The 230-nt window shown below is 57.8% G+C and carries 1 protein-coding gene; it reads right to left on the bottom strand.

Annotated features, from left to right (window positions below; translation table 11 throughout):
• A partial coding sequence (locus tag D2N39_RS22500) for a transposase (RefSeq protein ID WP_147373554.1) occupies positions 1 to 154 on the bottom strand: 154 nt, incomplete at its 3' end.
• Positions 155 to 230: the final 76 nt, after the last annotated feature.

Raw genomic sequence — 230 nt, 5'->3', positions numbered from 1 at the left:
GGGGCGCATCACACCACCGCAACCCATTGCGATTGATGAAGATTATCCCGCTCAAGACCCGGCGGTCGTCGACCCTCGGCTTGCCATGGCTCTTCGGAAAAAACGGCCTCAACCGCTCCATCTGCTCTTCGGTCAGCCAGAAAAGATTGCTCATCGTCACCCCCGTCAGTTCGGATGCGTGAATCACGCAGCGACGGCGACTTCAAGCGAATCAATGGGTCCTGACCCTA

This window comes from Gemmobacter lutimaris (assembly GCF_003570715.1).
In the GTDB taxonomy this organism is placed as follows: domain Bacteria; phylum Pseudomonadota; class Alphaproteobacteria; order Rhodobacterales; family Rhodobacteraceae; genus Gemmobacter; species Gemmobacter lutimaris.
This window is presented reverse-complemented; position numbering and strand designations above follow the sequence as displayed.